The organism is Streptomyces sp. NPDC047022, from assembly GCF_040644155.1.
Classification (GTDB): domain Bacteria; phylum Actinomycetota; class Actinomycetes; order Streptomycetales; family Streptomycetaceae; genus Streptomyces.
Genome location: NZ_JBEYVV010000021.1, coordinates 25591 through 47815, shown reverse-complemented (window position 1 = coordinate 47815; position 22225 = coordinate 25591). Strand labels below are relative to the sequence as shown.

The window sequence follows — 22225 nt, the reverse complement described above, 5'->3', positions numbered from 1 at the left end:
AGGTCCGGCCGGACGCCGGACTCAGTCGGCCTGGCGCCGGCTGACGGCCACAACGGCGCTGATATCGGCGGCCGTGCTGACGGTAGGCCAGCTGCCGGCCGTGGCAGACCAGGATCCGGGCGGCGGCGGGGGCACCCCGCCCGCGTACGACGCGACGGCGGCGCAGCAGATACGACAGGACCAGTGCCTGCTGTCCACGGTGCTGCGGACCGGCGGCCCGACGATGAAGCAGGTGGCGGCGAAGGGCCTGGACTCGGACACCACCGCGCTCCACAGCGCCGCGGCGGCCGACTACTGGGACACCACGCCGCTGTCGACGGCGTACAAGACTGACAACGACGCGACATCGAAGCTGATGGACAGCCTGTCCCAGCGTCATCTGACCTGGCAGGCACCGCTGTCCGGCCTGGCGGTGCCGGGCGGCTTCAAGTCGGACGCGGACTTCCACTGGGCGCCTGATCCGGACTTCTTCCAGTCGGTGGGTGTGGGGCCGTGGTTGAGCCAGCGGTTCTGGACGCAGGAGGACAGCTTCTACAAGGAGCCCTCGCCGCCGGCGAACGACGCGTCGGCGAAGGCCGCCACAGATCTGGGCAACGCCCGCTATCCGAAGCCGGACAACGGCAACGATCCCGACTTCCAGCAGAAGTACCGGGAGTGGAGCGCCTGGTACTGGGACATGGCGCACACGCACGCGCTGTTCGCCGACGACACCCGGATGTTCCTGGAGAACGGCGGCTTCCCGCGCAGCGCGCCCGAGTCGGGCACGGTGGAGTTCCGGATCGCCGTGGAGGACCTGAAGTCGCGGTTCGCGTCGTGCGAGTACCGCAACCCGGTGGACCCGAACAGCGTGCTCGGCCAAGAGGTGCAGACGGCCTCCGACGAGTGGCAGGCCGAGGTCGGCGCCGTGGCCAAGCAGCGGGATGCGATCTTCGCCGCGAACGCGAAGGCGTCGTCGGCGCTGGCGTCGGGCGCGCAGGCACTGAGTGAGTCCCTGGGCCAGTCGTGGCTGGCGGACCACCTCACCCGCTGGCAGGCCTACTGGCTGCCGGGGGGTGCCGGTGCGGCGGGCACCGGCCCGATCACCTTCCAGCTCAAGGGCGGGACCACGTTCTGCCTGGACGACCAGGGCGCCTCAACGGCGAGCGGCAGTCCGGTCCAGGCGTACAACTGCAATTCCACCGCGGCCCAGCAGTGGCGGCCGAGTACCGAGAACGACGTGCTGAACGGCTCCCTGGTCAACGGGATCAGCCACAAGTGCCTGGCGGTGGACACCAGCAAGACGGTGGCCAGCGGCTCGAAGGTGGTGCAGTCCACCTGTAGCAGCTCGTCGATGCAGCACTGGCAGTACGTGACCACGATGGGCCAGACCCGGCTGTACAACGTGGGTGCGAAGCTGTGCCTGGACGCCTCGGCGACCAAGGGCGCGGACACCACGGTGAAGACCTGCACCGGGGGGACGAGCCAGCTGTTCGTGGCCCAGCAGAACAACTCGGGCACCGCCACCGGCACGGACAGCCTGTCCTACCCGACGGCCGCTCAGTTCACGCAGGCGAAGAAGGCGCTGCCCGCGGCGCAGAGCGCGGCGAAGGCCCAGCTGACCACCGCGCAGAAGCAGCTGGCGATCGCCCAGCAGGCGGCCACCGACACCACCGCCGCCGAGCAGCAGGCGTACTCGATCGCGGACGCGGCGGGCTCACCCCGTGGCCGGGGTCTGCTGTCCGGTCAGCAGGAGGCCCAGGTCACCATGGCCTCGGCCGCCGCGCTGAAGGCGGTGACGGGTGCCACCCAGACGGCGTACGACGCCACCACCGCCTCCGCCGAGGACTCCAAGGCCCTCCAGGCGAAGGCGCAGACCCAGGCGTCGGCTTCGATGGCGGCATTCCATCTGGCGGCGGCTCAGGAGGCGGACGCGCAGGCCAAGGCCGCCGCGGCGGGTGCCGCGTTGCAGGCGAAGAACGCCGCCGCGCAGAACGACAAGGCGCAATCGGCGCTGAAGACCGCGCAGACGGCGGAGAGCACCGCGAAGAACGCGGCGGACGTGGCGCACGCCAAGCGGCTTGCGGCCGAGGCGCAGCAGGCGAAGGCCGCGACGGCGAAGAACGAGGCCGCCGCCCACCAGACCCAGGCAGCGCAGGACCGCGCCAACGCCGAGCGCTATGACAAGGCGGCCAATGACGCCCTGTCGGCGGCTCAGACAGCGGGCGCGACCGCGGCCACGAAACGCGCGGCGGCGGAGAAGGCCGACGCTGCCGCAGCCGACGCGCGCCGACGCGCCTGGGACGATCAGCAGGCGAAGAGCGCTCTGGGGGCCAAGGCCGAAGCGGCGGACGCCCACGCGGACGCGGAGGAGAGCAAGGACGACGCGCACGACGCCCGAGCGGCGGCCGACGAGGCCGACGCGGACGCGGCGGCGGCCGGCACCGCCGCCGACCAGTCGTCGACCGCGGCGGACGCGGCGACCCAGGAGGCACAGGCCGCGGACGCGGCGGCGACGCGCGCCGAGGCCGCTGCCCGTCGCGCTCAGTCGGACGCGGACGACGCGAAGGCCGCGAAGGCGACCGCCGACGCGGCGGTACTCACCAGCGAGGCCGCGGTCGCGACCGCGATCAAGGCCGCGAGCCAGGCGTCCTCGGACGCGGACGCGGCGAAGAAGGACGCCGCGGACGCGAAGACGGACGCGGAGAACGCGCAGAAGAACGCGATCGCCGCGGGCGCGGACGCCACCCAGGCCCAGTCGGGGGCCGCGACCACGGCCGGGTTCGCCTACACCACCGCACAGGCCGCGACCGCGGCGTCGGACGCGGCGCAGAAGGTCACCGACTCGGCGAACGACGCCATCCAGCTCGGCGCCCCCTACGTCGACAACGACTCCTCCGCGGGTCTTGCGGTACTGACCGCGCAGGCGTCGAAGTCGATCGCCGATCAGCAGCAGGCGATGGCGCAGGCCAAGGCCGACCAGGCGCAAAAGGCCGCTCAGTCGGCCCAGGCACTGGCGGACGCGGCCGGCGGCGACGAGAAGAACGCCAAGGTCGCCGCCGCCGACGCCGCGGCGCAGGCGGCCAAGGCCCAGGTCTCCGCGCAGCAGGCCGTCGTCTCGGCGGCGCAGGCGCAGAAGGCGGCTGCCGAGGCGCAGGCCAGCGAGGCCCGGACGGTCGCCTACGACGCGCAGGCGACCGCGGACGCGGCAGCCGCGCAGTCCGCCGCGGACGCCGCCTCCAGTGACGCTGCCACCGCCCGGGCCTCGGCGAACGAGGCGGAGTCCGACGCGGACGCGGCGCAGGCGGCTGCCGGCGACGCGCAGGCGGCTGCCGCCACCGCGCGTGAGGTCGCCTCCCAGGCCGACAAGGACGCCGACGCGGCCGAGGCCGCCGCCAAGGACGCCGAGAAGCAGGCCGAATCCGCCCAGCAGGCCGCTACCAAGGCGATGCAGGAGGCGTCCGCCGAGGACCTGTCCAAGGGTGGCGCCACCGGAGTCCCCAGGGTCTTCACCACCCAGAAGATCACACCGACCAAGGACCCCGAGCCCGAGAACGAGTGCAAGCTCGGCCTGGGCAACTCCGGCTGCGACGTGACGTTCCTGCTGACCTTCGACGTCACGATCAACTTCTATATGTGCGACGACGCGGCGGCTCCGGCCGACGTGGACGCCGCCGGCTGCCCGGACAGCGACACCGTCTTCCTCGGCAGCGAGACCCACAAGGGCGTCACCCAGGAGCAGAAGCATCACTTCAGCAACTGGGACATTGTCAGCACGGTCGACTCCGCGGTCCTCAAGAGCCTCTGGGACGGCCTCAAGGGCGACTTCGTCAACTGCTCCCACGGCAGCGTCAGCGGCTGCGCCTGGGCGGCGAGCTGGTTCGTTCCGGACGCCTGGGTCGCCGACGCGGTCAAGGCCATCAAGGCACTCAACCTCGCGCTGCACACCGGTGTGGGCGTGGCCGACGCCTGGAAGATCGTCGACGGGCTCAAGCTCTCGGGCGGCGTCGTGGACGCCATCCACGAGGAAGTCGAAGCAGATGCGGGAGCCCTCGACGCCTGCCTGGTGAACAGCTTCCCGGCCGGAACCCAGGTACTGCTCGCCGGCGGCACGCACAAGGCGATCGACCAGGTCCGTACCGGCGACCGGCTGCTGACCACCGACCCCGCTACCGGCCGGTCGCAGGTGGCCCCGGTCAGTGCCACCTTCGCGCACTCCACCCGGAAGCTGGTGACCGTCACCCTCGCCGGTGGCACCACCCTGACCACCACCCCGAGCCATCGTGTCTGGGCGGGCGACCGGGGCTGGACACTCGCCGGTGACCTGCACCCGGGCGACCGGATGCGGACCTCCGACGGAGCGGAGCGGGCGGTCACCGCCCTGCACAGCGCCGACGGCTTCGGCCGGACGGTGTACGACCTGACCGTCGCAGGTACGCACACCTTCTATGTGCGCACCGCTGGGGCGGCACGGGCCGACCTCCTCGTCCACAACTGCACCGACCTCGTCGGGGACGCGGAGAAGCTCGGCGACGAGATGGCCCACACCGTGAAGGACCACGTCACGATCTCCGATGAGGACGCGTACGTGAAGTCCCTGGCGGAGAGCACGAAGCAAGAGAAGCCGGTGTACACGAGCGTGTGGAAGGATCTCGGGACCGCGCAGGAAGTGGTCGACTTCGCCATCTCCCAGGCGGTGAAGAAGAACCCGAAGTACTTCACCAAGTGGTTCGCCGATATCGGCAAGGGCACGGCGTCGGACACCAAGACGCTCACGGGCTTCTACGGGGCCAAGGGCTCCTCGCTCGGCAAGCGCTTCCTCAGGTACGGCGGTGAGGACAGCTGGAAGGACGCCGGCAATCAGTACACCGTGATTCTGAAGCGCCTCAAGGGCCACGATCCGGGCTGGTACGTCTACACCGCCTACCCGGGAGCATGACTCCGCTGGTGAGGTCGCCGGCTGTCGGCGCTGACCTGCACCGTTGAGGAGCACACCCCTGAAGAGCACACCCCGTACCCCGGAGGCCGGATGTCGGCCTCCGGGGTACGGTCTGTCCGCGAGCCCCCGGACGCGGTCCGGGTGAGGAGGATGCATGAACACCGGGGAGTTGCTGGCCGCGCTGCGGCGGGCCGGGGTGGACGAGCGCCGCTATGGGCTCCCGGGATCGGCCGCCGTGCCCTCCCGAGCCGAGGATCATGTGCGGCTGAAGCGCAACGCCGACTGGGAGGTCGCCGAGTACGGAGCCAGGTGGGTGGTCGTCGGAGGCGAGGAGGTGGTTCCCGGATGGGAGGGGATCCTGGGCCGCTTCGCCACCGAGGAGGAGGCGTGTGAGGTGTTCCACCGGGAGCTGACCCGGACCACGGCGCCCGCCTTCGCCGCCGAGAAGGCCGCATGGGCGGTCGAGGCCGAGCGGGTTCGCCAGGAGGGCGAGGCCGAGATCGCGGCCGATGAGCCCGAACTGGCAGCCGACCGGGCCTGGTGGGCCGGGGAGTGGCGGCGGCGGGCAGAGGCCGGGGAGCCGGTGATGACCTGCGCCGAACTCGACCACGCCCTGCGCAAGGCCGACCGGCGAGCCAGGTACCGGATCACGGATCTGGACGACCTGGGAGACGGCGAGGGCACGGTCATCGACCGGGACGACCGGGGGCGGTGGTACGCCGGCCACTGGCGGACAGAGGCTCCCTACTACGTGGTGAAGGAGATGATCTTCTTCACTGAGGGCGAGCTGTGCCGGTACGTCTACGACGACGCCACCGGGCCCTGGCAGGCGCCCCCCGTGCTCACGCTGGAACAGTGGCGGCTGCAGCGGGCGCTGCGCCCGGAACGTGAAGCCGAACTCGACCGGGCGTGGGACGAGATGCGCCGCGACAACAGCTAGGGCCTCTCGTTTGGATCAGGCCGGATCAGGGAGCGGGGTCTGGTGCCGCGGCAGGCGACATTTGCCCGTTAAGGAGCGGCGTCATGGCCGGGTGAACCGCCCCGCCGTTTCCTTCACCCCTTCGTAACGAGCGTCAAGGCAGGGGGCTTTGGCGCCATCCGTTCCGCGAGCGTCCGGCTGGCGGCGACCGGATCGGCCGACATCCCACCCCGGACGAGGACAAGGAATTTAGGTTAGGCTAACCTAATGTTCACGGCGACCCTCCGCCCTCTCCTGTCCCGCACGGACCGTCCCCACCGGGAGGACCCCCACCATGCGCTCGCACCTGCTCAATGACCTCACCGCGGAGCACTACCGCCGCTCCGTGACCGAAGGAGTCGAGCGGGTGGCCGCCAAACTCGCCGCCACCGACCGTCCGTTCACCGGTGTCCCGGTCGACGCCCTCGCCCCCCGCATCGAACGGGTCGATCTGGACCGCCCGCTGCACGACACCACCGCGGTCCTGGACGAGCTCGAGGAGCTCTACCTCCGTGACGCCGTCTACTTCCACCACCCCCGCTACCTCGCCCACCTCAACTGCCCGGTGGTCATCCCGGCCGTCGTCGGCGAGGCCGTGCTGTCCGCCGTCAACTCCTCCCTCGACACCTGGGACCAGTCGGCGGGCGGAACCCTGATCGAGCGCAGGCTCATCGACTGGACCGCGCGGCGCATCGGCCTCGGCGCCGCGGCCGACGGCGTGTTCACCAGCGGCGGCACCCAGTCCAACCTCCAGGCGCTGCTGCTGGCCCGTGAGGAGGCCAAGAGCGACGACCCCGCCAAGCTGCGTGTCTTCGCCTCCGAGGCCGGTCACTTCAGCGTGCAGAAGTCGGCCAAACTGCTCGGTCTCGGCCCCGAGTCGGTGGTCGTCGTTCCCGTCGGCCACGACAAGCGCATGCAGACCGTCGCCCTCGCCCATGAACTGGAGCGCTGCACGCGCGAGGGGCTCATCCCCATGGCCGTGGTCGCCACCGCCGGTACCACCGACTTCGGCTCCATCGACCCCCTGCCCGAGATCGCCGCACTGTCCGCGCAGTTCGGGGTGTGGATGCACGTGGACGCCGCCTACGGCTGCGGTCTGCTCGCCTCCATCGAGCACCGGGACCGCCTCACCGGCATCGAACGCGCCGACTCCGTCACCGTCGACTACCACAAGTCCTTCTTCCAGCCGGTGAGTTCATCCGCCGTGCTGGTCCGGGACGCCACCACGCTGCGCCACGCGACCTATCACGCGGACTACCTCAACCCGCGCCGCATGGCCGAGGAACGCATCCCCAACCAGGTGGACAAGTCCCTGCAGACCACCCGGCGCTTCGACGCGCTCAAACTGTGGCTGACGCTGCGCACCATGGGCGCCGACGGCGTCGGACAGCTCTTCGACGAGGTCTGCGACCTGGCGCAGCAGGGCTGGCGGCTGCTGGCCGCCGACCCGCGCTTCGACGTGGTGGTCCGGCCGGAGCTGTCGACCCTCGTCTTCCGCTACATCCCCTCGGCCGTCACCGACCCGTCGGTGATCGACCGCGCCAATCTGTACGCCCGCAAGGCCCTGTTCGCCTCCGGTGACGCGGTGGTCGCGGGCACCAAGGCGGGCGGACGCCACTATCTGAAGTTCACCCTGCTCAACCCCGAGACCACGGCCGCCGACATCGCCGCCGTGCTCGACCTGATCGCCGGCCACGCCGAGCAGTACCTGGGAGAGTCCCTTGACCGCGCTTCCTGAACCCGCCCGCACGGCCTACGACTTCGTCGGGATCGGACTCGGCCCCTTCAACCTCGGCCTCGCCTGCCTCACCGAGCCGATCGCCGGACTCGACGGCCTCTTCCTGGAGTCGAAGCCGTGCTTCGAGTGGCACGCGGGAATGTTCCTGGACGGCGCCCACCTCCAGACCCCGTTCATGTCGGACCTGGTCACCCTGGCCGATCCGACCTCCCCGTACTCGTTCCTCAACTACCTCAAGGAACAGGGCAGGCTCTACTCCTTCTACATCCGCGAGAACTTCTACCCGCTGCGCGTCGAGTACGACGACTACTGCCGCTGGGCCGCCTCCAAGCTGAGCAGCATCCGCTTCGGCACGACGGTCACGGAGGTGACGTACGAGGAGCGGGACGAGGTCTACGCCGTCCGCACCCACACGGGCGAGGTGTACCGGGCCCGCCGTCTCGTCCTCGGCACCGGCACCCCTCCCCACCTCCCGGAGCCGTGCCGCGGCCTGGGCGGCGACTTCATCCACAACTCCCGCTATCTGGACCACAAGCACCAGCTCCAGGCCAAGGAGTCGATCACCCTGGTCGGCAGCGGCCAGTCTGCCGCCGAGATCTACCGCGACCTCCTCGCCGAGATCGACGTCCACGGCTACCGTCTGAACTGGGTCACGCGCTCCCCGCGCTTCTTCCCGCTGGAGTACACCAAACTCACGCTGGAGATGACCTCCCCCGAGTACATCGACTACTTCCACGCGCTGCCCGAGCGGACCCGCTACCGCCTCGCCGGGGAGCAGAAGGGCCTGTTCAAGGGCATCGACGGCGACCTGATCGACGAGATCTTCGACATGCTCTACCAGAAGAACCTCGACGGACCCGTCCCCACCCGTCTCCTCACCAACTCCTCCCTCACCAGCGCCCGTTACGACGACGGGACCTACACGCTCGGCTTCCGCCAGGAGGAACAGGAGACGGGCTACGAGCTGCGTTCCCAGGGCCTTGTCCTCGCCACCGGCTACAAGTACGTCGAGCCGGAGTTCCTCGAGCCCGTACGCGACCGGCTCCGCTACGACACGCACGGCAGCTTCGACGTCGCACGCAACTACACCGTCGACGTGACCGGCCGGGGCGTCTTCCTGCAGAACGCCTCGGTCCACGCTCACAGCATCACCAGCCCCGACCTGGGCATGGGCCCGTACCGGAACTCGTACATCATCAGGGAACTGCTCGGCACCGAGTACTACCCCGTCGAAAAGTCCATCGCCTTCCAGGAGTTCGCGGTATGAGCTCGACCACCGGTGCCCTCGGCAGCTTCACCCTGCGCCCTCTCGACCCGCTCAGGGATGCCGAACTCCTGCACGGCTGGGTCACCCACCCCAAGGCGGCCTTCTGGATGATGCAGGGGGCCCGGCTGGAGGACGTCGAGCGCGCCTATATGGAGATCGCGGCCGACGAGCACCACCACGCCCTGCTCGGTCTGCACGACGGCGAGCCGGCCTTCCTCATGGAGAAGTACGACCCGGCCCGTCGCGAACTGGTGGGCCTGTATGAGCCAGGGCCCGGCGACATCGGCATGCACTTCCTTGTCGCCCCCACCGGCACGCCCCTGCACGGCTTCACTCGCGCCGTCATCACCGCCGTGATGCGACATCTGTTCGACGACCCGGCGACCGCTCGCGTCGTCGTCGAACCCGATGTCCGCAACACGGCCGTCCAGGCGCTCAACGCCACCGTCGGCTTCGTGCCCGCGCGGGAGATCCAGAAGCCGGAGAAGCGGGCCCTGCTCAGCTTCTGCACCCGTGAGCAGTTCGACGAGGCGGTGGCGGTATGACCACCCTCGCCGACGCCGTCTCGCACCTCACCCCCGAGCGCTGGGAACGCGCGGGCCGCCTCGTGGTCCGCAAGGCCCTGGCCGAGTTCGCCCACGAGCGGCTGATCTCACCGCAGCGGGAGGCCGACGGGGACGACACATACGCCGTCCGCAGCGACGACGGGCTCACCCGCTACCGGTTCACCGCCACCCGCCGGGGCCTCGACCACTGGCACATCGACCCGGACTCGATCGGCCGCAGCCGCGACGGTGCGGAACTCCAGCTGGCGGTCCTGGACTTCTTCATCGAGCTGAAGGGGTCCCTCGGGCTGAGCGATGAGGTGCTCCCCGTCTATCTGGAGGAGATCTCCTCCACGGTCTCCAGCACCTGCTACAAGCTCAGCAAGCCGGAGATCACCTCCGCCGAGCTCGCGCGCGGCGGGTTCCAGGACATCGAGGCCGGGATGACCGAGGGCCATCCGTGCTTCGTCGCCAACAACGGGCGTCTCGGCTTCGGGATCCACGAATACCTGTCTTACGCGCCCGAGACGGCGAGCCCCGTCCGGCTGGTGTGGCTGGCCGCGCACCGATCACGGGCCGCGTTCACGGCGGGCGCCGGTATCGAGTACGCGTCGTTCGTACGGGACGAACTGGGCGCGGCGACCGTCGAGCGCTTCCACGAGCGGCTGTCCGGGCAGGGCTTGGACCCCCATGATTACCTCCTCATCCCCGTCCACCCCTGGCAGTGGTGGAACAAGCTCAGCGTCACCTTCGCCGCCGAGGTCGCCCGGCGGCACCTCGTCTGCCTGGGCGAGGGCGACGACGAATACCTGGCCCAGCAGTCCATACGGACCTTCTTCAACAAGAGCGACCCGGACAAGCACTATGTGAAGACGGCCCTGTCCGTCCTCAACATGGGCTTCATGCGCGGGCTCTCGGCCGCCTACATGGAGGCGACCCCCGCCATCAACGACTGGCTGGCCCGGCTCATCGACAGTGACCCGGTCCTGAGGTCGACCGGTGTCACCATCATCCGCGAGCGCGCGGCCGTCGGATACCGCCATCTGGAGTACGAGGCCGCCACCGACCGCTCCTCCCCGTACCGCAAGATGCTCGCCGCCCTGTGGCGTGAGAGCCCGGTCCCCTCGCTCCAGGAGTGCGAGACCCTGGCGACCATGGCCTCCCTCGCCCATGTGGACCACGAGGGCGCGTCCTTCGCGGGTGCGCTGATCGAACGCTCGGGGCTGGCGCCGGCAAAGTGGCTGCGCGGCTATCTGCGGGCGTACCTCACCCCGCTGCTGCACAGCTTCTACGCCTACGACCTGGTCTTCATGCCGCACGGGGAGAACGTCATCCTCGTCCTGAAGGACGGCGCCGTGCAGCGGGCGGTCCTCAAGGACATAGCCGAGGAGATCGCGGTCATGGACCCGGACGCGGCACTCCCGCCGGACGTCGCGCGCATCCGCGTCGAGGTCCCGGAGGATCAGCGGCTGCTGCCGATCTTCACGGACGTGTTCGACTGCTTCTTCCGGTTCATGGCCGCGCATCTCGCCGACGAAGGCGTCCTGGCGGAGGAGGACTTCTGGAGGACGGTCGCCGAGGTGGCCCACGAGTACCAGGAGGCGAACCCGCACCTGGCGGACAGATTCCGTCAGTACGACCTGTTCGCCCCCGAGTTCGCCCTCTCCTGCCTCAACCGCCTCCAACTGCGCGACAACCGCCAGATGGTGGACCTGACGGACCCGTCCGGCGCACTGCAACTGGTCGGCACCCTCAGCAACCCGATCGCGGGCCTGTAGAGGCCCCACCGGCCCACGAGCGCGAACCCGCGCCCCACCAGGGGCGCGGGGAACCGCGCGCGAAACCACAACGCACCCGCAGGCGACAACGCACCCGACAAGGGGCGCGGGGAACCGCGCAAAAATCCACCGCGCCCCCGCAGGGACAACGCTCAGCCCACGGGCCACGGCACCTGCGGCGACCGGTGGTACCCGATCCCCAGCGCCTCCCATCGCGCCGCCTGCGCGGCGAGACGGACCTTGTACGCGTTCCAGTCATGGGTGGACGCCGGGGACCAGCCCAGTTCCGCCGCCCCCGGCAGCCGCGGGAAGGTCATGTAGTCGATGTCGGCGTTGGTGACGATCGTCTCCGACCACAGCGGTGCCTCGACTCCGGCGATCGCCGCGGCGGGGGCGCCCGGAAGATAGGTGCCGGGGTCCCAGTCGTAGGACCGCTTCACCTCCACCAGACCTGCCCAGTCCTGCCCGAGCCGGGTGTCCTTGGTGTACTTCATGTCCAGGTAGACCCGGTCGGCCGGGGACAGGATCAGCCGGGTGCCGTTCTGCGCGGCCTTGACCACCTGGGCCTTCTCCGCGGCGCTGGTGCTGTCGAGTCCCCAGTACTGGGCGAGCGCCCCCTCGGCGGGGTGTGCGCCGGTGAGCTGGTGCCAGCCGACGACGGTCTTGCCGTACTTGGCGACGATCGGCTGCACCCGGTCCATGAACGCCACATAGTCGTCGTGGCTGGTGGAGTGGGCCTCGTCCCCGCCGATGTGGAGGTAGCGGCCCGGGGTGATCGCGGCCAGCTCACGGATGACGTCGTCGACGAAGCCGTACGTCACCTGGCTGGACACGCACAGCGAGCTGAAGCCGACGTTGGTGCCCGTGTACAGCGGGGGTGCGACGCCGTCGCAGTTCAGCTTCGCGTACGAGGCGAGGGCGGCGTTGGTGTGGCCCGGCATGTCGATCTCCGGGACCACCTCCAGATAGCGCGAGGCGGCGTAGCGGACGATCTCCTGGTAGTCGGCCTTGGTGTAGTAGCCGCCCTTGCCCCCGCCGACCTCGGTCGAGCCGCCGTAGGAGGCGAGGCGTGGCCAGGAGTCGATGGCGATGCGCCAGCCCTGGTCGTCACTGAGGTGCAGATGCAGAGTGTTGATCTTGTAGAGGGCCGACTCGTCGATGAAGCGCTTGACCTGGGCCACGGTGAAGAAGTGGCGGGACACATCGAGCATGGCGCCTCGGTAGGCGTAGCGCGGGGAGTCCTTGATGGTTCCGCCCGCGACCGCCCACGGCCCGCTCTGCACGGTCTTCTTCTCCACGGCCGCGGGCAGCAGCTGGCGCAGCGTCTGCACTCCGTGGAAGAGGCCGGCGGGCTTCAGCGCGGTGATCGTGACGCCGCCGGCGCCGCTGTCGAGGCGGTAGCCCTCGTTCCCGAACGGGCCGTCGGCGAGATGGAGCCGGATGCCGCCGGTGCCCTGCGTGGTGACCGGCAGGGGGTAGCCGGTCGAGGGCCGCAGCACATTCGCGAGATATTCGCCCACCTGGCGCACCGCACCCGAGTCGTCCACGCGGATCTGCGTGCCACGAGTGATCCGGTACGGGGATCCGCCGGGCTCGGCCGAGGCGGGCGCCGGAAGCACCCGGTCAAGGGGTGCGGCGGCGGGTCGGCCCGAGGCGGCGGGTGCCGACCCGGCGGCGCAGAGCCCGGCAGCAGCCACCATCAGCAGCGTGCCGAGCAGTCGGGGCGTTCTGTGGTGCGGTCGCACAAGCGCTCCCTTCGACGAGTGTTCACGGGACGACGAGCGCTCACGGACTCGTCCGGCCCTGACCCGATGGGTATAGACCACTCTCTCGCATCACCACGAGAACCATCCCCCTCGCGACACGAATCCATCCGCAAGAAGCGGGAGAACCGGACAGGCGGCCCCCGGCCCGGCCAACCGGGCATGAGGACCGCCTGCCGCCGTACGCGCGCCGCCCGAAGGGCGCGGCAGTCGCTACTTGGCCCGGCGGGCCACGGTGAAGTGGTCGATACGGTCACCGGACTCGGCTATGCCGGAGACCTTCAGCGTGGTGTAGCGGCCCCTGGGCGCGGGCTCGACGTCCACACGCAGGAAGGAGTAGTTGAGGTAGCGCACCCGGGACCAGGCGACGGTCTCGTTCTGCTTGCCGTCCTTGAGATTGATGAACGAGGCCACGGACTCGACCTCGTTCTCGTGACCCTCGTAGGAGTCCGGCGCGCTGAACGCGTACAGGCTGCGGCCCGCCGCGCCCGCCGTCACGTACACGACACCCTCGGTCTCGGAGTAGGCCGTGCCGCCGATCGGGAGCTTCTTGGTGACCTGGTTGCCCTTGATCACGTCGGTGCGCTCGTACTGGTGGTTGTGGCCGTTGATGACCAGGTCCACCGAGTACTTGTCGAACAGCGGCACCCACTCCTGTCGCACGCCCCCCTCCGAGGCGTGCGCGGTGGAGGTGCAGTACGCGCAGTGGTGGAAGAACACGATGATGAAGTCGACGTCCCTGGACGCGCGGAACTTCTTCAGCTGGGCCTCGAACCACGTGGTCTGAGTGCCGCCGGAGATGCCGAGGTTGGCCGGGATCTCGAAGGAGACGTCGTTGGGGTCGAGCGAGATGACGGCGGTGTTGCCGTAGACAAAGGAGTAGACGCCCGGCAGGTTCTTCTTGTCGGGGCCGTTGTCCGGAAGCGTGAAGCGCGCCTCCTCGCCGCCGTAGCCGTTGGGCGAGTACCAGGCCTCCATGTCGTGGTTGCCGTACGAGACCATCCACGGGACCTGCTTGGCGACCGACTCGGTCTGGTAGAGGAACTGGTCCCACACGCGCGAGTCGAAGCCGGTGTCGGTGGTCTTGCCCTGGCCGGCCGGGTCGCCGTACGCGATGTCGCCAGCGTGCAGATGGAAAGCGGGGTTCTGGCCGAGGATCAGGCTGTCGTTGGCCAGCGCGTGGTAGCTGACACCCTGGTCGCCGAAGGCCGTGAAGGTGAAGGGCTGCTTGCAGTCGGGGGCCGTGGTGAAGGTGCCCAGGGTGCCGGCGAGGTGCTGCTGCGCCGGGTCGAAGCCCTGGTGGCCGACGCCGTAGTAGTACGTCCTGCCGGGGCGCAGGTGGGTGAGCTCGGCGTGCAGGTAGTACTGCGTGTGGTCGCCGCTCGCGCCGACTCCGGCCGGCGTGTAGAGGGTGCGGACCTCGGCCTCGATCTTGCGCGAGAGGTCCCAGGGGTGGGCGCCGATCCGGATGAAGGGCTTCTTCACGGCGACCGGAACTTGCCAGGAGATCGTCATCTCCGTGCGCGGGTCGTTGCCGAATGCGAGGTGGCGGCCGAAGGGGGCGACCAGGGATCCGTCGACCGTCTCGGTCGCGGGGGCCGTGCTCTGGGCGGGAACGGCGGCCTGGGCGGTGGCGCCCGGGACGAAGGCTCCGCCCGCGACGGCGCCGAGGGTCACGGCCCCGCCTCTGATCATCGTGCGCCGGGAGAATCTCGCGCGCAGGTATTCATGCTGCTCCGCCAGGCTCATACGGGCGGCGAGTTTCTCGGGTACTCCCATGCGAGGAATGTCCATGGGCCCAGAAGTTCCTCCACACAGGCAACGTGGCGCAAGACACAGGATGGACAGTCGCCGAACGGCCCGCCATAACCGCCCGAACGGTCATCTGCCCGAAATCGGGCACGATTCTTGCGATTCCGGCGGCCGTGCTCCAGGATCTACCGGGTGCACGACGAACTTGTTGATCATCTGGCGCGGTCCACGCCCCTCAGCCATGGCGAGGCGCTGCGCGTGATCCAGGACGTGCTCGCCTACTTCGACGAGCCGACCGAGGAGTTCGTCCGCCGCCGCCACCGCGAGCTGCAGGCTCAGGGGCTGGTGAACACGGCGATCTTCGAGCGGATCGAGTCGGACCTCAGATACCGCGCGGTGGCGCCGCCCGAGCTCACGCTCCGGCAGCTGCGCCGCATCGTGTACGGCTGAAGCGCCGAGCAACGGCACCAGTAACCACCCGGACAGAAACAAAAGGGAGCACAGGGACTTATATGTGCGGAATCGTCGGATACATCGGTAAGCGCGACGTGGCCCCGCTGCTGCTGGAAGGCCTGCAGCGGCTGGAGTACCGCGGCTACGACTCGGCGGGCATCGTCGTGACGTCCCCGAAGACGGCCGGCCTGAAGATGGTCAAGGCCAAGGGCCGCGTCCGGGACCTGGAGGCCAAGGTCCCCGCGCGCTTCAAGGGCACCACCGGTATCGCCCACACCCGCTGGGCCACCCACGGCGCCCCTTCCGACGTGAACGCCCACCCGCACATGTCGGCCGACCACAAGGTCGCCGTCGTGCACAACGGCATCATCGACAACGCCTCCGACCTGAGGAAGAAGCTGGAGGCCGACGGCGTCGAGTTCCTTTCCGAGACCGACACCGAGGTCCTCACCCACCTCATCGCCCGCTCCCAGGCCGAGACCCTGGAGGAGAAGGTCCGCCAGGCGCTGCGCCTGGTCGAGGGCACGTACGGCATCGCCGTGATGCACGCCGACTTCACGGACCGCATCGTCGTGGCCCGCAACGGCTCCCCGGTCGTCCTCGGCATCGGCGAGAAGGAGATGTTCGTCGCCTCCGACGTCGCCGCGCTGGTCACCCACACCCGCCAGATAGTCACCCTGGACGACGGCGAGATGGCCACGCTCAAGGCCGACGACTTCCGCACGTACACCACCGAGGGCACCCGTACGACGGCCGAGCCGACCACCGTGGAGTGGGAGGCCGAGTCCTACGACATGGGCGGCCACGACACGTACATGCACAAGGAGATCCACGAGCAGGCCGAGGCCGTGGACCGGGTGCTGCGCGGCCGTATCGACGACCGGTTCTCCACCGTCCACCTGGGCGGCCTGAACCTCGACGCCCGCGAGGCGCGTGCCGTGCGCCGGGTCAAGATCCTCGGCTGCGGCACCTCGTACCACGCGGGCATGATCGGCGCCCAGATGATCGAGGAGCTGGCCCGTATCCCCGCGGACGCCGAGCCCGCCTCCGAGTTCCGCTACCGCAACGCGGTCGTGGACCCCGACACGCTGTACGTGGCGGTCTCGCAGTCCGGTGAGACCTACGACGTGCTGGCCGCCGTCCAGGAGCTGAAGCGCAAGGGTGCTCGGGTGCTGGGCATCGTCAACGTGGTCGGTTCGGCGATCGCCCGCGAGGCGGACGGTGGCATGTACGTCCACGCCGGGCCCGAGGTCTGCGTCGTCTCCACCAAGTGCTTCACCAACACGACCGTTGCCTTCGCGCTGCTCGCACTGCACCTCGGCCGCACGCGTGACCTGTCGGTGCGCGACGGCAAGCGGATCATCGAGGGGCTGCGCCGCCTGCCCGAGCAGATCTCCGAGATCCTGAAGCAGGAGGAGGAGATCAAGGAGCTGGCGGACCAGTTCGCGGACGCCCGCTCGATGCTCTTCATCGGCCGTGTGCGCGGCTACCCGGTAGCCCGTGAGGCCTCGCTGAAGCTGAAGGAGGTCTCGTACATCCACGCCGAGGCCTACCCGGCCTCGGAGCTCAAGCACGGACCGCTGGCGCTGATCGAGCCGGCCCTGCCGACGGTCGCGATCGTCCCGGACGACGACCTGCTGGAGAAGAACCGCGCGGCCCTGGAGGAGATCAAGGCCCGCAGCGGCCGGATCCTCGCGGTCGCCCACCAGGAGCAGGAGAAGGCCGACCACACGATCGTCGTCCCGAAGAACGAGGACGAGCTCGACCCGATCCTGATGGGCATCCCGCTGCAGCTCCTGGCGTACCACACCGCCCTGGCGCTGGGCCGGGACATCGACAAGCCGCGCAACCTGGCCAAGTCGGTCACGGTGGAGTAGCAACTCCCCCTTCCGCGGGCTCCTGTGGACCAGCTGTCCCGGCCCGCCCGCGGACCACGCGTGAACGACCCCCTGTGCGCCGCCCGCACAGGGGGTCGTTCTTTCAAGGAGGACCGGGCCCCTGAGCCCCGGTCCTGCGCTGCTTCAGCCGGCGGCCGTCACCCCCCGGCCGGCAGCGCGTCGCGGGAGTGCCGTGGGCCACTTGGCGAGCGCCGCGGTCGCCGCGTACCAGGCGACCGCACCCGCGGCGACCGCGAACCAGCCGCCCGCCTTGCCCAGGGAGTCGCTGCCCGCGAACCGTGCGACGGCGAGGAGCAGCAGGGACACGAAGAACAGTCCGTAGGTGCCCTGTTCGAGCATGTTGCCGGCGGCACCGAGCGCCAGGCTCAGGGCGACGAGGGCGAACAGCAGAAGGAAGAGTCCGGCCGCGTTGTCGGACATCTGGCCGCCTGCCGTGACGGCCCAGGTGAACCACAGGGCGCCCAGCGCCGAGTAGGCCGTACCCGAGGCGGTGTCGCGGTCGCGGAAAGCGAGCAGGCCGGCGAGGAACAAGGCAACGCCGCCTACATAGTGGGCCAGTGAGACGGCGTCGGCCGTCGTCACTCCGTCGATCACCTTGGTGGTTCCGAGACCGAAGGCCAGCAGCGTGACGCCCAGCGCCAGTCTGCCGACGATCGCGGTGGTGCCTCCCGCAGAGGCGTCGTTGTCCACGGCGGGCTCCCTTCTGTCCTGCACATCCTGCGTATGTGGTCGTGCGGTGACCGATATATGCCCTTCACAAGAGCACAAACACCTCTACGCGTGAGTAGTTTTGACTCATCCCACGATCGGCACCGCTCGTACTCGCGCGTCATCTCACCTGGGCCAACAGCGAGTTGCGGATACACAACACCCGGGTGGCGGCAGGGCCGCGCACGGGTGGCGCCGAACGGGCACCCACACGAGGGATCCGGCCAAAGCCGGCCGCGGACCGCCACGGGACGGCCAGGGGCAGCCACGGAGCAGTCGGATGACGGTCGCGAGGCAGCCATGAGGGAGTCAGGGGAGTCATGAGGCGTCGCGAGGCGGCCGTGAGAGGGCTGGCGGGCGGATCACCGGCAACGGGGCGTTCAGGAAACGGCAGGGGCAGCGGAGAACGGCGGGGAAAGGTAAGGAATGTCAGCGGGCGTCGGGTGGCGTCAGGGAATGACGACCACCGGGCGCTGGGCGCGCTTGGCCAGACGGCCGGCCACCGAGCCGAAGAGGCGGCCGACGATGCCGTGCGTGGAGCCGACGACGATCGCGTCCGCCTCGTACTCCCGCCCCACCTCTTCGAGTTCATGGCAGATGTCGCCGCCGCGCTCGACCAGGATCCAGGACACCTCGGCGAGGTGTTCCGCGCAGGCGAGCTCAAGGCCGAGCACCTCGGTGCGGTGGTCCGGCACATCGACGAAGACCGGGGGCTCGCAGCCCGCCCACACGGTGGTGGGCAGCCGGTTGGCGACATGCACGATGATCAGGCCCGAGCCGGAGCGACAGGCCATGCCGATCGCGTACGCCAGCGCGCGCTCACTGGATGTGGAACCGTCGAAGCCGACCACCACGCCGTGTTTGAAGGCGGGGTCGCAGGACGGGCGTGACTCTTCCGCCGCCAGGGGCTCGGCCGCCGTGGGATCGGCGACGGGCCGCTTGCGGTCCGCGGAATCGAAGAATTCGTGACCGGCCATGGATGTCTCGGCGTTGTGATCCTCGTGGGTGGGACGGACGGTGTACGGCGGAGCCGTGTCCGGGAGTCATCTTCCCAACCCCATACCCCCAAGGGTACGGCGGCACGCCTCCCGAAACTCAGATCCTGTGCACTCCCCCTGCTCTCGGCAGTGCCGGAACCGGGAGACCCCCAACCCGGGATTCCAACCCGGGGTTTCCACGGAGCATGCACGAGGGGCGCCTGTAACGCAATGGTTGCTGCCCCGTACAGGCGGTTCGTACAGAGTTCACCCAAGACGGCGGCACCGGGCGGCGGGCCGACAGTGACCGAGCTGTCGAACACGCGTTGAACGCGGTGACCCGCCACACTAGGAGCACGCCGTGTCCGGACCCCTCACCCCCAAGAGCCACCCCTCCTCGGACACCGCGAGCGATGTGATCCGCTGGGCGGCCTTCTGCTGCGTCCTGGTCCCCGTGGTGCTCGTCTGGTACGGCATCTCGCCCGCCGCCGCGATCAGCGCCGGACTCGGTCTCACCACCGTCACCACCGCCTGCCGCGCGCTGCTGCGGCACTCCGAGCGGGAGGCCGCACGACTGAAGGCCGAGGAGAGCGACCCGCCGCGCGGAGCGCACGACGAGGCCTGGACCGGGGCGCGCAGAGGCGGATGTCACACTGGGGGAAACACTCCGGTCGACTGACCGGTTTCCGCGTACACCCACGCATGTTTTCAGCCAACTTCTCAACCATGTGCATCCCGGGTTCGAATCACCCTCCACCCCCCGTTTGACCTGCACCGTCACGGGTCTGGGGGATACGCGCACCCTATGCGGATTGGCCACTGGGACGAGGCGCACTTCCCTGCACGGCCCACTAGTGCAACGCTTCGTGATCGAATGCTTCACGCCAAGTTGCCATGTCGACAATGTGCCGAATGGCGAACTGGTCACGCCCGTGCCACGGGACACAGTAGATTCGATCATGACTTTCTACGGCGGGGGACTCGTGCAGGACCAAGGGGAAACGTGCAGGAGCGACACAACCGAGGAGCCGCGACCACCGAGGGGGGCTTAGCAGTATGAGCCACGACTCCACCGCCGTGCAGGATGGAGCGGCCCGGAAACTCTCCGGGCGACGCCGCAAGGAGATCGTCGCGGTGCTGCTGTTCAGCGGCGGCCCCATTTTCGAGAGTTCCATACCGCTTTCGGTGTTCGGGATCGACCGCCAGGACGCCGGAGTGCCGCGCTACCGACTGCTGGTGGCCGGCGGCGAGGAAGGCCCGCTGCGGACCACAGGGGGCCTGGAACTCACCGCGCCGTACGGACTTGAGGCGATCTCGCGGGCGGGCACCGTCGTCGTGCCGGCCTGGCGGTCGATCACCGCGCCGCCGCCGGAGGATGCGCTCGACGCACTGCGCCGCGCCCATGAAGAGGGCGCCCGCATCGTCGGACTGTGCACCGGCGCCTTCGTGCTGGCAGCCGCCGGACTGCTGGACGGACGGCCGGCCACCACGCACTGGATGTACGCGCCGACGCTGGCCAAGCGCTATCCGTCGGTGCATGTCGATCCGCGTGAGCTGTTCGTGGACGACGGCGATGTGCTGACGTCGGCCGGAACGGCGGCCGGTATCGACCTGTGCCTCCATATCGTGCGCACGGACCACGGCAACGAGGCGGCGGGCGCGCTCGCCCGGCGCCTGGTGGTCCCGCCGCGCCGCAGCGGAGGCCAGGAGCGCTACCTCGACCGTTCTTTACCAGAGGAGATCGGCGCCGACCCGCTCGCGGAGGTCGTCGCCTGGGCGCTGGAACACCTCCACGAGCAGTTCGACGTGGAGACGCTGGCCGCGCGCGCGTACATGAGCCGGCGGACGTTCGACCGGCGGTTCCGCTCGCTCACCGGGAGCGCGCCCCTTCAGTGGCTGATCACGCAGCGGGTGCTTCAGGCACAGCGGCTGCTGGAGACCTCCGACTACTCGGTCGACGAGGTCGCCGGACGCTGCGGCTTCCGTTCCCCGGTCGCGCTGCGCGGGCACTTCCGGCGCCAGCTGGGCTCCTCGCCGGCCGCGTACCGTGCCGCCTACCGGGCACGCCGCCCGCAGAGCGAGCGGCCGGTCGACACGGACGGCCCCGGCAGTCCACCGGTGCCGCCAGTACCGCAGGAGCCGGCCCCGGTGCCGATGCAGACCCGGCGCACGGCGGCGACCACGAGCGCGCTCGGCGTCTCACCGTCGCTGTCCCCGGACCATGGCCGACACGTTCCTGAGCTGTACGCGGCCGGAAGGCCCAGCCTGCCGGGGCAGCGGAGCGCCTACTAGCCGCTCCTGGTGCTCGCGATGCTCGCACCGCGTGCACGCCCGTGTACGACACGCGGGTCCGCCCTGCGCGGGTCCGCCCTGCGCGGGTCCGCCCTGCGCGGGTCCGCCCTGCGCGGGCCGGGCCTACGTGGCACGGCCGCACGGCGGCACTGGCCCCGCGTCCCCGAGGGGGCGCGGGGCCTTCCTCGTGCCACCACTCCCTCGCGCTTCCTGTTGCTCCCTCGCGCTCCCTCGCACTTCCTCGTGCTTCCTCGTGCTTCCTCGTGTGCACGGCCGGTCCGTCCGGGCCGGGTGGGCCATAAGGTGGGACACATGAACGATCGCATGGTGTGGATCGACTGCGAGATGACCGGACTCTCGCTGTCCGACGACGCGCTCATCGAGGTGGCCGCACTGGTCACCGACTCCGAGCTGAACGTACTCGGCGAGGGGGTGGACATCGTGATCCGGCCGCCGGACGCGGCGCTGGAGACGATGCCGGAGGTGGTGCGTCAGATGCACACCGCCTCGGGACTGCTCGACGAGCTCGCGGGCGGCACGACGCTCGCCGACGCCGAGGAGCTGGTCCTCGCGTATGTGCGCGAGCACGTGAAAGAACCCGGCAAGGCCCCTCTGTGCGGCAACTCCGTCGGCACGGACCGCGGCTTCCTGAACCGCGACATGCCGACGCTGGAGGACTACCTCCACTACCGGATCGTGGACGTCAGCTCGATCAAGGAGCTCGCCCGGCGCTGGTATCCGCGCGCCTACTTCAACAGCCCCGAGAAGAACGGCAACCACCGGGCGCTGGCCGACATCCGTGAGTCGATCGCGGAGCTGCGCTACTACCGCGAGGCGATCTTCGTACCGCAGCCGGGCCCCGACTCGGACACGGCGCGCAAGATCGCGGCCCGGCACGTACTGCCCGCCGAGTAGGGCCGTCGCGGGGCCCGACCCGGCCCCGGAGAAACCCTGGCGCGAGCACCCCTTCGGACCCTGTACACTTTTTCTCGGCCGGTGGGGGAAACCACTGAAAGCGCCGGTCATGGTGGGTGTAGCTCAGCTGGTAGAGCACCTGGTTGTGGTCCAGGATGTCGCGGGTTCGAGTCCCGTCACTCACCCTCTCCGGTCGGCCGGTGATCCGTGAAAGCGGATCACCGGCCGATTCGCGTTGTGCCCGGCGTGTCCGGTGCCTCCGGTGC

The 22225-nt window shown here is 69.7% G+C and carries 15 protein-coding genes and 1 tRNA gene; 12 read left to right on the top strand and 4 right to left on the bottom strand.

The annotated features are described in order from the left end of the window. Positions 1 to 100: 100 nt before the first annotated feature. The 6 genes from ABZ845_RS21455 (at position 101) to ABZ845_RS21430 (ending at position 11201) form a co-directional block, all read left to right on the top strand. Positions 101 to 4915, top strand: coding sequence for a ricin-type beta-trefoil lectin domain protein (locus ABZ845_RS21455; RefSeq protein WP_360981990.1), 4815 nt, complete (start codon positions 101 to 103; stop codon positions 4913 to 4915). Positions 4916 to 5069: 154 nt separating this feature from the next. Continuing rightward, positions 5070 to 5855, top strand: a complete 786-nt coding sequence (locus tag ABZ845_RS21450) for a hypothetical protein (RefSeq protein WP_360981988.1) — start codon at positions 5070 to 5072, stop codon at positions 5853 to 5855. A 313-nt stretch (positions 5856 to 6168) separates the two neighbouring features. Next, on the top strand, positions 6169 to 7611 hold the full coding sequence (gene desA, locus ABZ845_RS21445) for a lysine decarboxylase DesA (RefSeq protein ID WP_360981986.1): 1443 nt from the start codon (positions 6169 to 6171) through the stop codon (positions 7609 to 7611). Then, the gene (locus ABZ845_RS21440; protein WP_360981984.1) at positions 7595 to 8878 is read left to right on the top strand and encodes a SidA/IucD/PvdA family monooxygenase; all 1284 of its coding nucleotides are present in this window, start codon (positions 7595 to 7597) and stop codon (positions 8876 to 8878) included. The genes desA and ABZ845_RS21440 overlap by 17 nt, the downstream gene beginning before the upstream one ends. Then, positions 8875 to 9423 (top strand): GNAT family N-acetyltransferase, encoded by a 549-nt coding sequence (locus ABZ845_RS21435; RefSeq protein WP_360981982.1) that lies wholly within the window; start codon positions 8875 to 8877, stop codon positions 9421 to 9423. Before ABZ845_RS21440 ends, ABZ845_RS21435 begins: the two co-directional genes overlap by 4 nt. After that, positions 9420 to 11201 (top strand): IucA/IucC family siderophore biosynthesis protein, encoded by a 1782-nt coding sequence (locus tag ABZ845_RS21430; protein ID WP_360981980.1) that lies wholly within the window; start codon positions 9420 to 9422, stop codon positions 11199 to 11201. The genes ABZ845_RS21435 and ABZ845_RS21430 overlap by 4 nt, the downstream gene beginning before the upstream one ends. 152 nt (positions 11202 to 11353) lie before the next feature. On the opposite strand, the gene ABZ845_RS21425 is transcribed toward ABZ845_RS21430, so the two are convergent. Both ABZ845_RS21425 and ABZ845_RS21420 read right to left on the bottom strand, forming a co-directional pair. Then, positions 11354 to 12901: a beta-N-acetylhexosaminidase gene (locus ABZ845_RS21425; protein WP_360982098.1), complete on the bottom strand. Its 1548-nt coding sequence runs from the start codon at positions 12899 to 12901 to the stop codon at positions 11354 to 11356. A gap of 276 nt (positions 12902 to 13177) precedes the next feature. Next, a complete protein-coding gene (locus ABZ845_RS21420; RefSeq protein ID WP_360982096.1) occupies positions 13178 to 14743 on the bottom strand; it encodes a metallophosphoesterase family protein in 1566 nt (521 codons plus the stop codon). Between the two features lie 165 nt (positions 14744 to 14908). Here ABZ845_RS21420 and ABZ845_RS21415 point away from each other — a divergent pair, with 165 nt between their 5' ends. Together ABZ845_RS21415 and glmS are read left to right on the top strand one after the other, a co-directional pair. After that, on the top strand, positions 14909 to 15166 hold the full coding sequence (locus ABZ845_RS21415) for a hypothetical protein (protein WP_360981978.1): 258 nt from the start codon (positions 14909 to 14911) through the stop codon (positions 15164 to 15166). Positions 15167 to 15228: 62 nt separating this feature from the next. Further along, on the top strand, positions 15229 to 17046 hold the full coding sequence (gene glmS, locus ABZ845_RS21410; RefSeq protein WP_360981976.1) for a glutamine--fructose-6-phosphate transaminase (isomerizing): 1818 nt from the start codon (positions 15229 to 15231) through the stop codon (positions 17044 to 17046). A 144-nt stretch (positions 17047 to 17190) separates the two neighbouring features. Here the strand turns inward: glmS and ABZ845_RS21405 are convergent, their stop codons facing one another. Next, a complete protein-coding gene (locus tag ABZ845_RS21405) occupies positions 17191 to 17757 on the bottom strand; it encodes a GPR1/FUN34/YaaH family transporter (protein WP_360981974.1) in 567 nt (188 codons plus the stop codon). 467 nt (positions 17758 to 18224) lie between these two features. Then, positions 18225 to 18752, bottom strand: a complete 528-nt coding sequence (locus ABZ845_RS21400; protein ID WP_360981972.1) for a universal stress protein — start codon at positions 18750 to 18752, stop codon at positions 18225 to 18227. 361 nt (positions 18753 to 19113) lie between these two features. On the opposite strand from ABZ845_RS21400, the gene ABZ845_RS21395 reads away from it, so the two are divergent. From ABZ845_RS21395 to ABZ845_RS21380, 4 genes are all read left to right on the top strand, one after another. Further along, positions 19114 to 19431: a hypothetical protein gene (locus tag ABZ845_RS21395; protein ID WP_360981970.1), complete on the top strand. Its 318-nt coding sequence runs from the start codon at positions 19114 to 19116 to the stop codon at positions 19429 to 19431. 377 nt (positions 19432 to 19808) lie between these two features. After that, the gene (locus ABZ845_RS21390) at positions 19809 to 21044 is read left to right on the top strand and encodes a helix-turn-helix domain-containing protein (RefSeq protein ID WP_360981968.1); all 1236 of its coding nucleotides are present in this window, start codon (positions 19809 to 19811) and stop codon (positions 21042 to 21044) included. Between the two features lie 312 nt (positions 21045 to 21356). After that, positions 21357 to 21959 carry an oligoribonuclease gene (gene orn / locus ABZ845_RS21385; RefSeq protein ID WP_360981966.1) on the top strand — a complete coding sequence of 201 codons (603 nt, stop codon included), beginning with the start codon at positions 21357 to 21359 and terminating at the stop codon, positions 21957 to 21959. 112 nt (positions 21960 to 22071) lie between these two features. Then, a tRNA-His gene (locus ABZ845_RS21380) sits at positions 22072 to 22144 on the top strand. The last annotated feature ends 81 nt before the right edge of the window (positions 22145 to 22225 follow it).